Here is a 9,073-nt window from a genome sequence, read left to right on the forward strand (position 1 = left end):
TTTAAAGTATCTGTATTCTTATTAATTAAAATGTCTAGTCTATGGTATACATCAAAATCATGGATTGAATATGCATTTGATATGTTGATCACTATGTCTAACAAAGAGATTTAAATCCTGTTTTTGACTCTTGCAGTTAAAAACAGGATATTTCTACTTAGGAATAACAATACGAAATATAAGGGTTAAGACCTATCTCACACTACAATATTTCAAAGACCTTTTCCTAGACAGCATGCATAAAAAAACGTATAACACCGTTTTTCAAATTTAACGGGTAGACATCACTGTGAAACTCATCCTTGCACCCATGGAAGGCTTAACAGACCCCATTATGCGTGATGTACTCACGTCTGTGGGCAGCTTTGACTGGTGTGTAACCGAGTTCATTCGTGTCACCGATTCAGTGCTTCCCGATCATGTCTATCATAATTACTGCCCGGAACTCCTCAATGAGGGTAAAACCGCTGCTGGCACACCTGTGCATGTACAGTTTTTAGGAAATAATCCTGAAATGCTGGCAGCCAATGCCATTCGTGCCGTGGAGCTGGGTGCTCCTGCCATTGATATGAATTTCGGTTGCCCTGCAAAAACGGTTAATCGTCACCGTGGCGGTTCAGTGCTGCTGGATGAACCCGACGTGGTACATCTGCTTGTCAAGGCTGTGCGTGATGCAGTACCTAAACATATTCCGGTTTCTGCCAAAATGCGCTTAGGCTATATGGACAGAAAATTTACCCTGGAAAATGCTCATGCCATTGAGGATGCTGGTGCTGCCTGGGTCACAGTGCATGCACGTACCAAGGCGGAAGGCTATACCCCTCCTGCATTTTGGGATCAGTTGCAACCGATTCGTGAAGCCTTAAACATCAATGTCATTGCCAATGGTGAAATTTGGACCAATGCAGATGCCAAACAATGCCAACTTGAATCTGGCTGTGAAGATTTGATGATTGGCCGAGCTGCTGTAACCACACCGGATATCACCCAATGTATCCGTCAGAATACTGACGAAGCCTTGATCACCTGGAATGAATTATTGGCTTTGCAAATTCGTTTCCTGAATGGTCCCTATAAAAAAGAAGTGAATATGGTGGGACGCTATAAACAGTGGCTCGGCATGATGTCCAAACATTATCCTGAAGCTAAAGAATTGTGGAACGAGGTCAAACGGATTAAAGGCTTGGCTGAAATCATTGAAAAATTAAATGTTTCCAAGCATTAAAGTCAAAAACCTTTGAATATTCAAAGGCTTTTTTATTTAGCTACTTTCTTTACACTGTTTTAAATTTTCCACATGCACTCGATTGATTTTCCATGATTTTTCCAAAAATTCAATTTTTTAAAATCAGCACGGCCTCATTTAATTGGATTCATTTTAATGCCTTTGCGTAGGCAATCTTTCTACTTTTGAAAGGTCAAAAGTAGACAAAAACCTTTTGTTTCCCATACACAACTTCCCTGTCGTGATGGGAAACGTATGGCATCCATGCCATACTCATAAATCCAGTACCTGCAAAATTCTATTTTTTAATTTTGACACTACAAATAATTTTCAGTCATCAAAAAATGATTTATAAAAGAAATCTAGTATTATTAACTTTGTTCAATTTTTAACAAAATCTCTTTATTTTCCAGCCCACCGGCAAAACCCACCAGTTTACCATTTGCTCCGACCACACGATGACACGGCGCAATAATGGAGATGGGGTTTTTACCATTGGCTGCACCCACAGCACGAACCGCTTTGACATTGCCAATTTGCTCGGCAATATCGCGATAACTACGGGTCTCTCCAAAGGGAATGGTCAGCAAAGCTTGCCAGACTTTCTTCTGAAATTCAGTACCTTCAAAATCTAGAGGCAAATCAAACTGCTGCCGTTTTCCCGCGAAATATTCTGTTAACTGCTTTTGGGTTTCCAATAAAATTGGATGATGAACCTGTTCAATCAGTTCGGCTAAACGCACCCGTTTAGGATTTTCATTTTCCCAAAGTACCGCCACCAAAGCTGTGTCATTGGCCACCAGTTTTAAAGTACCGACAGGAGAAGTCATTTCCATAAATGCCAGTTTCATCATCTTCTCCTGTAATAAAAGCATTGCTTAGGATTTTATGATGATGACAGTTTCATCAGCACTAATCCAGAAATAATCAGTACCGCAGCGAGCATCCGCATCGCCGATGCAGGCTCACCCAAAATAAACACCCCGACCAGAAAAGAACCCACTGCACCAATTCCGGTCCAGATGGTATAGGCTGTACCCAGTGGCAAAGTGCGCATAGCATGGGCCAGTAAAGCAAAACTTAAAATCATGAAAACCAGGGTAATAATACTCGGTGTGAGACGGGTGAAACCTTCAGAAAGTTTCATGGCATAGGCCCAGACAATTTCAAAAAGACCGGCTAAAACCAGAATTACCCAAGCCATGACGACGATGCTCCATTAGATGCGAGTCAGGTCGTCCTGACGAATTTTCTCAGTGCAACAATCAATCTGATTGCACCAAGGGAGGTCGTTCCTCCTATAACTTATTAGATAATTATATAAATAATTGAGCTAAACAGGTGCTTGTTTTACATTTTTTGACCAATTACTCACCTTAAAAGTGCGAATAAAATCCGACTGGCCTAAACCAGTCGGATTTTCTGAATCATCACATCAAACTAAAATTTAAAACGTATCCCGGCACCATACAACCATTCCTGATCAGATGCTGATTCTGCTTGCCAATCCGTCTGTTCATGCCCCTGTTTATATCCATAGGCCACATCAATAAAAGGCATGACTTTTTTATTGATTTCATAACGCATTTCCAGGCCTAATTGTGCCGTACTTAAACCAGTCTTTTGCGCATAGCTGGAGGCATCACTCAATATCACATTCAAATCCAGATAAGGCTTAACAATCAGCTTTTGCGTCAGTAGCACATCGCGTTCGGTTTCCAGGCTCAAAGACGTTTGATTATCCTGACCCACATATAAATAAGCATTGGTTTCAAAGAAATACGGTGCCAACCCATGTACCCCAATCACGGCATCGACCTGATCCTGATCGACTTCCCGATTCTGGTCATTGCGATAACGTAGACCGGCCTGCACATCCCAAAAATCGGTAACATTGCGACTGTATAACATTTTGACATCATATTCCGCTTGCTGTGATTCAGCATCATCGGCATGCACTTTGATAAAAACCTTGTTTTCATCTGTGCCGATACTGGTTTCCAGTTCCGATTTTAGAACCCCGTTTCCATCATTATTGCGTAACCAGCGACTTTCAACCGTGGTTTGCTGATACATCTGCCCACCATGTTCCTTGATATGCTCGGCAAATGCAGCATCGTTTGCGTTCGTATTTTCATCCTGTACAGAGGGTGTCTGTTTTGCTTCAACAGGTGTTTGAGCTGTAGTTGACACGACATGATGCTGTGAATGGTCAGCTGGCATTTCATCCTGTGGTGACGTCTGCACTTCCGCCATCAACATGGTTTGATGACTTGGTTGTGCAAAACTTGGTCCAGAGAGCAACAGGAATGAGACACTCAATGTACTCATTGCAAAGTGATTAATGATGCGCATGTGAGTCTCCTTGCTGAACTTGAGCCGGCGTAACAAGTGAAGCTAGCGTTTTATTTCCATCCACATTGGCCACCACTAGTTTACTCATCATGCCCGACGACATGTGATAGAGCAGATGACAATGAATCGCCCATTCTCCCAATTCATCAGCGGTCAGTAATGCCGTTACCGTTTTACCCGGTGGCACAATCAGGGTGTGTTTATTCGGCATATTGGCGCTACTTTGCCCATTTTCCAGCTGCATAAACATGCCATGCAGATGCATCGGATGCGCCATCATGCTGTCATTAATAAATTTCAGCCGGATACGTTCGCCATATTTCACCTGTAGCGGTTCAACTTCAGTAAATTTCTTGCCATTGATGGTCCAGATATAACGCTCCATGTTGCCGCCCAAACGCACTTCCAGCTCTCTCTCTGCCGGACGGGTATCAGGCTGTGGAGTAAGTGATTTCAAATCACTATATTGCAGTGCCTTATGCCCTGTGGGTGTAGATGCATTGGCCCAGCCATAAACTACAGGCGCCTTATTATCTGAAGATGGTTGTTCTATACGATGCGTTGTATGGCTTTGCTCATGCTGTTGATCAGACTCAGGTTTTGCTGCTGGTGGTATAGCGTATTGTTGAGTCGCATCTTGCGAATGGTCGTGCATGGCAGCATGACTCATTTGAGTATGCTCCATGGCTTGATGATCCATTGCAGCCATATCATGTGGCATGGATGAATGATTCATTGCATCCATGTCATGTAGCATGGATGAATGATCCATTGACGAATGATCCATCACTTGATGTTTCATTGCGCTGGCACGGCTTTGATTTGTACTACTCTGACCATCATTCATCTCAGCATGGTTGGCATGATCACTGGATGCAGAACCATGCCCCATATCTTCCATCGTAAGTAATGCACGTGGACGCGGCTTAGGCATGTGAATCACATGTGTCCCTGGAGAATTTTCATTATGCAATGAACCAATCGCAAACCCGCTGCGGTCAATAGATTCAGCTTCAATCTGATAATGATTATCTTTCGTTTCAACCATCACATCATAAGTTTCTGCAGTGCCTATACGAAACTCATCGACAGGTACCGGTTGCACGGGCTGGCCATCAGCACTGATCACGGTCATCTTCAAGTCTGGAATACGCACATCATAAAAAGACATGGCTGAAGCATTGATAAAACGTAAACGGACTTTTTCATTTGGCTTGAACATGCCCGTCCAGTTTTGCTCTGGCGTTTTGCCATTGATCAGGAAAGTATAACCGGTGACATCAGACAAATCGGTTTTCAGCATGCGCATCTGATTCCACATGGAACGATCTTGCCAGGTACTTTTGAGTCCATCACGCTTAACTTGTTTCAACACGTCAACCACAGTTTCACGCCGATTTTGATAGTATTCAGCCGACTTTTTCAGGTTCTTCTGAATCTGGTCACTGCTGGACTGATGAAAATCGGACAGCATCACCACATAATCACGATCAGCCTGTTCATGCGCTGCTAGCGACTTTTTCCCTTTCGGATAAATCACCAGAGCGCCATATAAACCGTCCTGTTCCTGTCCTTTGGAATGCGCGTGATACCAGTAGGTGCCATTTTGCCGCACCTTGAAACGATAGACAAAATCCGCCTGTGGTTTAATCCCTTGAAACTGGTTAAAACCCGGCACCCCATCCATCAGTCCCGGCAGCAATAAACCATGCCAGTGAATAGAGCTATCCTTGTTTTTCAGATTGTTATGCACATGAATAACGGCATCATCGCCTTCTTCAAATTCCAGAAGGGGTGCTGGAAATTGACCATTTACGGTAATCCGTTTTAAGGACTTTCCAGTGATATTCACACTCTGTTCATCAATATTCAGGTGATATTCTTTGACCGCAGCAAACGTCCACGATGATGACACTAAACACACCCCAATCACGAGGCTTTGACTTAATTGTATAGACATGACTAAACCTATAATTTAAAAATAAAAAGTTTTTTAAATCACGGTCAAGCTTTAGGGGGACGTAAAATCTGCTGCCAGAAACCGCTTAAATGCTGGGCGGAATAAGCAAAATTCAGCTGTGGATGTTCGGGAACAGGATTTAAATTGGCAAAACTCGGACTTTGCGCATCCAGCCAGGTGCCTAGACTTTGACAATGCAACTGTAGGCAATCATTACAACTGAAATGTTGCTGTTGATCGCTCATGCCCTGATGACAATCCAGATCATGGGACACGTTTACCTGTTCGACAGGATGCTGCTGTATATGCGGTTGAGTATTGGCTGAATCATGACAACCTGACATGGCCGCCATAGGCATTTTATCTTCATGCTGAATCGCCAATTCACTCATCATTTGCTGATGCATCGGCTGTTCAAATGCCAAGACAGCATTGCTCCACCCGATGGCAAAAACCATCAGGAACACAAACCAAGCCTGTTTGCGTAATGAAGTGAGCACAGTATTGTCCTTAGCCAATCCACAATAAAAGATAAATCATGTTATTTTGATTTCAGTCTAACATCATATGCACGATACAAGTTATACACAATTTTTAAATTTATGCTAAACAGTGTCAAGTCCGGTTAAATAATGCCAACTTAAACAATAAAGTTATTTTTTAAACAGTTTTATTTTTAAGCACCGATGAATAAAGCATCATATTTTTTAATAGCTTAACAAGCTAAAAAAGGACTCATTTGAGTCCTTTTTATATATTTAACGTCTAATTATTAAACTATTGATCTACAATTGTTTATAAACTAATCAAGTTATCCATACAGTTATCTACACAGATATCCATACGGTTATCCATAAGGTTATCCACAACTTAGCAATCATTAATTGTAGATTATTAGAGATTAACTGAGCCTACTTTTGCCAGTTCTGAACGCATTTCATCAATGACAGCTTGATAATCCGGCTTGCCAAAAATAGCAGAACCGGCAACAAACATATCTGCACCGGCTTCTGCAATTTCGCGAATATTGGCTGGTGTCACCCCACCATCCACTTCCAAACGGATGTCACGACCCGAGGCATCAATAATTTTGCGTGCTTGACGTAGTTTATCCAAAGTCATGGGAATAAATTTCTGACCGCCAAAGCCCGGGTTAACACTCATCAACAAAATTTGATCAACTTTGTCCAGCACATAATCCAAGTAATGCAATGGTGTGGCCGGATTAAACACCAGACCAGCTTTGGCACCACCCGATTTAATTAACTGTAAAGAACGGTCAATATGATCCGTCGCTTCTGGGTGAAAAGTAATAATGTCAGCACCCGCTTCCAGGAAATCGCCAATCATACGGTCTACCGGCGACACCATCAGATGCACATCAATCGGTGCCTGAATCCCGTATTTTTTTAATGCCTTACACACACCTGCGCCAAAAGTCAGGTTTGGTACGTAATGGTTATCCATGACATCAAAGTGTACGACATCGGCACCTGCTGCAAGCACATTTTCAACTTCTTCACCTAAACGGGCAAAGTCGGCAGATAGAATGGAAGGTGCAATTAGATATGGCTTGGACATGGAGAGAACCTGGCTATGCATTTGAATTGATTTTTCACATTATAACAAATTGCATCTTAGTGCTGTGAGTCAATCCTGTTTATTCAGGCATTGATGACAGCAAAAAAAATAAGGAGCTTTTATAGCACTGCTGTCCCATAGTTGAATTGCAGGTGTTAGATTTGTGAGTGTGGCAAGGATGCCACACATTCCCCATCACGACAGGATGTCGTGTATGGGGAATAAAGACTTTTGCCTACTTTTGGTCTGTCAAAAGTAGGGTTCAGCCTACACAAAGTTACTTAAACTTTTAAAGAAAGGACAAGGCTGTGAAAAAATTAAATATGATTTGCTTTAATATAAAATGTCATCATATTGATTCGGTGCTGAAATAAAATTTAAATTATGGGACAGTAGTGGCTGTTATAGCTCCCTGTTTTTTGAATAAATTTGCTGCTCAATCAGAGGTTATACATCAAGTTGTACCGCATGAAACTGCAGATGGTCATCCATAAAGGTCTGAATAAAGTAATAACCATGATCATAACCGACATGTTCACGCAAGGTCAGGGACTGACCTGCTTCGGCACAGGCCTGTTTGAATAAGGCCGGATTCAGCTGGCTATAGAACTGGTCCTTAGCACCCTGATCAATCAGAATCTCCTGAAACAAGGCACCTTTAGACTGAACCAGAGCCGTTGCATCATGCTTTTTCCATTCTGTCTGGTCAGCACCTAAATAATTAGAAAAGGCTTTCTCACCCCACGGACATTGGCTCGGCGCGCAAATCGGAGCAAAAGCGGATACCGATTTAAATTTTTCCGGGTATTTAAATGCCAGTGTCAGCGCACCATGTCCGCCCATGGACAATGTACTTTGTGTAGTATGCTTCTACAACGTGCTGTGAAAACCATATGGAATTTATAGCAATTTGTAAATACACAACATTGTTAGAGAAAGGGAACATGCGTAATAAATCACAGTCTTATTTCCTAAATTCACAAGCTCATATCAACTTTATTACGGAATATCGCCCAACATATTTTGATTCTGTAACTGATAGCTTTGAACAAACGGAAAGCATTTATTGTCCGCGATTCCCATCTTTAATCAAAAGTGATAATACTGTTTGGCACTTTGCTTCTATCTATCTGAACAATTTACTTATAGCTCAAAGGAAGAGCACAGCATTGTTAGAATCGGTTGCTTCCGATCTTATAGACTTTCTGAGATTTCTTGAGCATACAGAATTAGACATTTTATATTTACCTCCTAAAGCTGAAAAAAGAGTCACTTATCAATTTCATACATCACTTCTACAAAGAATTCGACTAGGCTTAATTTCACCAAGTACCGCACGTCAGAGAATGAATAGAATATTACGTTTCTATGATTTCTTAATTTCAGAAAATGTCTTTACACTCGAAGAATTAAAAAATAGGCCGTATGAAAAAATTAAGACCTATGTATCTTGCGTTTCATCGACAGGTGATATTTATAAAAAGCAGGTCGATAGTTCAAATCTAAAAATTAGACATAGCCCTCGCCCATCATATGGTGATGAAATCATCGATGGTGGAAGACTTCATCCGCTTACACCAAATGAAAAAAATATTTTTCTCCGGTATTTAGAACAATACACGACAAGGGAATTTCAACTTATTTGTTATATGGCTTTATATACCGGTGCAAGATTACAAACGATATGTACTTTTAGAGCTTTTCATATAAAAAATTTAATTACCAAACAGAAGCCTAATAGTGCTGATGATACCTACACCATTAGAGTCGGTGGAAAATCATTTATAGATACAAAAGGTTGCTATGAACAAAACTTAAAAGTACCTACATGGTTGATCGAAGAGATAAGAGATGGATCCGGAAATTTGAACAACTCCTATAAGTGATATTCTGCTCCTCAAATGATGTTATAAACATCAATATATGGAGTATTTTATGGCACGTAGACCAAG

Annotated in this window: 8 protein-coding genes and 1 pseudogene; 2 read left to right on the forward strand and 7 right to left on the reverse strand. The window is 41.3% G+C overall.

Going from position 1 to position 9,073, the window contains the following annotated elements; genetic code table 11:
• The first annotated feature begins 289 nt into the window (after nucleotides 1-289).
• Nucleotides 290-1,225, forward strand: coding sequence for a tRNA dihydrouridine synthase (locus tag ACE01T_RS03880; protein ID WP_180042517.1), 936 nt, complete (start codon nucleotides 290-292; stop codon nucleotides 1,223-1,225).
• A 371-nt stretch (nucleotides 1,226-1,596) separates the two neighbouring features.
• On the opposite strand, the gene ACE01T_RS03885 is transcribed toward ACE01T_RS03880, so the two are convergent.
• The 7 genes and pseudogenes from ACE01T_RS03885 to ACE01T_RS03915 form a co-directional block, all read right to left on the reverse strand.
• Complete coding sequence (locus tag ACE01T_RS03885; protein WP_180042518.1) at nucleotides 1,597-2,076, reverse strand: methylated-DNA--[protein]-cysteine S-methyltransferase; 480 nt, start codon at nucleotides 2,074-2,076, stop codon at nucleotides 1,597-1,599.
• A 35-nt stretch (nucleotides 2,077-2,111) separates the two neighbouring features.
• The gene (gene sugE / locus ACE01T_RS03890) at nucleotides 2,112-2,429 is read right to left on the reverse strand and encodes a quaternary ammonium compound efflux SMR transporter SugE (RefSeq protein ID WP_180174918.1); all 318 of its coding nucleotides are present in this window, start codon (nucleotides 2,427-2,429) and stop codon (nucleotides 2,112-2,114) included.
• Between the two features lie 236 nt (nucleotides 2,430-2,665).
• Nucleotides 2,666-3,580 (reverse strand): copper resistance protein B, encoded by a 915-nt coding sequence (locus ACE01T_RS03895; RefSeq protein WP_395518784.1) that lies wholly within the window; start codon nucleotides 3,578-3,580, stop codon nucleotides 2,666-2,668.
• The gene (locus ACE01T_RS03900; RefSeq protein ID WP_395518785.1) at nucleotides 3,567-5,540 is read right to left on the reverse strand and encodes a multicopper oxidase domain-containing protein; all 1,974 of its coding nucleotides are present in this window, start codon (nucleotides 5,538-5,540) and stop codon (nucleotides 3,567-3,569) included. Before ACE01T_RS03900 ends, ACE01T_RS03895 begins: the two co-directional genes overlap by 14 nt.
• A 44-nt stretch (nucleotides 5,541-5,584) precedes the next feature.
• Entirely contained in the window at nucleotides 5,585-6,040 is a 456-nt protein-coding gene (locus ACE01T_RS03905) for a hypothetical protein (protein ID WP_349928788.1), read from the reverse strand.
• A 394-nt stretch (nucleotides 6,041-6,434) separates the two neighbouring features.
• Nucleotides 6,435-7,121, reverse strand: a complete 687-nt coding sequence (gene rpe / locus ACE01T_RS03910; protein ID WP_166171048.1) for a ribulose-phosphate 3-epimerase — start codon at nucleotides 7,119-7,121, stop codon at nucleotides 6,435-6,437.
• A gap of 447 nt (nucleotides 7,122-7,568) precedes the next feature.
• Nucleotides 7,569-7,967: pseudogene (locus ACE01T_RS03915) on the reverse strand (alpha/beta hydrolase-fold protein); the annotation flags it as partial.
• Nucleotides 7,968-8,065: 98 nt separating this feature from the next.
• On the opposite strand from ACE01T_RS03915, the gene ACE01T_RS03920 reads away from it, so the two are divergent.
• Nucleotides 8,066-9,007 carry a hypothetical protein gene (locus ACE01T_RS03920; protein WP_395518786.1) on the forward strand — a complete coding sequence of 314 codons (942 nt, stop codon included), beginning with the start codon at nucleotides 8,066-8,068 and terminating at the stop codon, nucleotides 9,005-9,007.
• Nucleotides 9,008-9,073 lie beyond the last annotated feature (66 nt).

The sequence above is a fragment of the Acinetobacter uliginosus genome (assembly GCF_044130295.1).
Lineage (GTDB): Bacteria > Pseudomonadota > Gammaproteobacteria > Pseudomonadales > Moraxellaceae > Acinetobacter.

What these genes read in the sequence shown, in the direction of transcription:
- ACE01T_RS03885 (WP_180042518.1), bottom strand. Translation starts at nt 2,076, where the DNA reads ATGAAACTGGCATTTATGGAAATGACTTCTCCTGTCGGTACTTTAAAA.
- ACE01T_RS03920 (WP_395518786.1), top strand. Translation starts at nt 8,066, where the DNA reads ATGCGTAATAAATCACAGTCTTATTTCCTAAATTCACAAGCTCATATC.
- rpe (WP_166171048.1), bottom strand. Translation starts at nt 7,121, where the DNA reads ATGTCCAAGCCATATCTAATTGCACCTTCCATTCTATCTGCCGACTTT.
- ACE01T_RS03900 (WP_395518785.1), bottom strand. Translation starts at nt 5,540, where the DNA reads ATGTCTATACAATTAAGTCAAAGCCTCGTGATTGGGGTGTGTTTAGTG.
- sugE (WP_180174918.1), bottom strand. Translation starts at nt 2,429, where the DNA reads ATGGCTTGGGTAATTCTGGTTTTAGCCGGTCTTTTTGAAATTGTCTGG.
- ACE01T_RS03895 (WP_395518784.1), bottom strand. Translation starts at nt 3,580, where the DNA reads ATGCGCATCATTAATCACTTTGCAATGAGTACATTGAGTGTCTCATTC.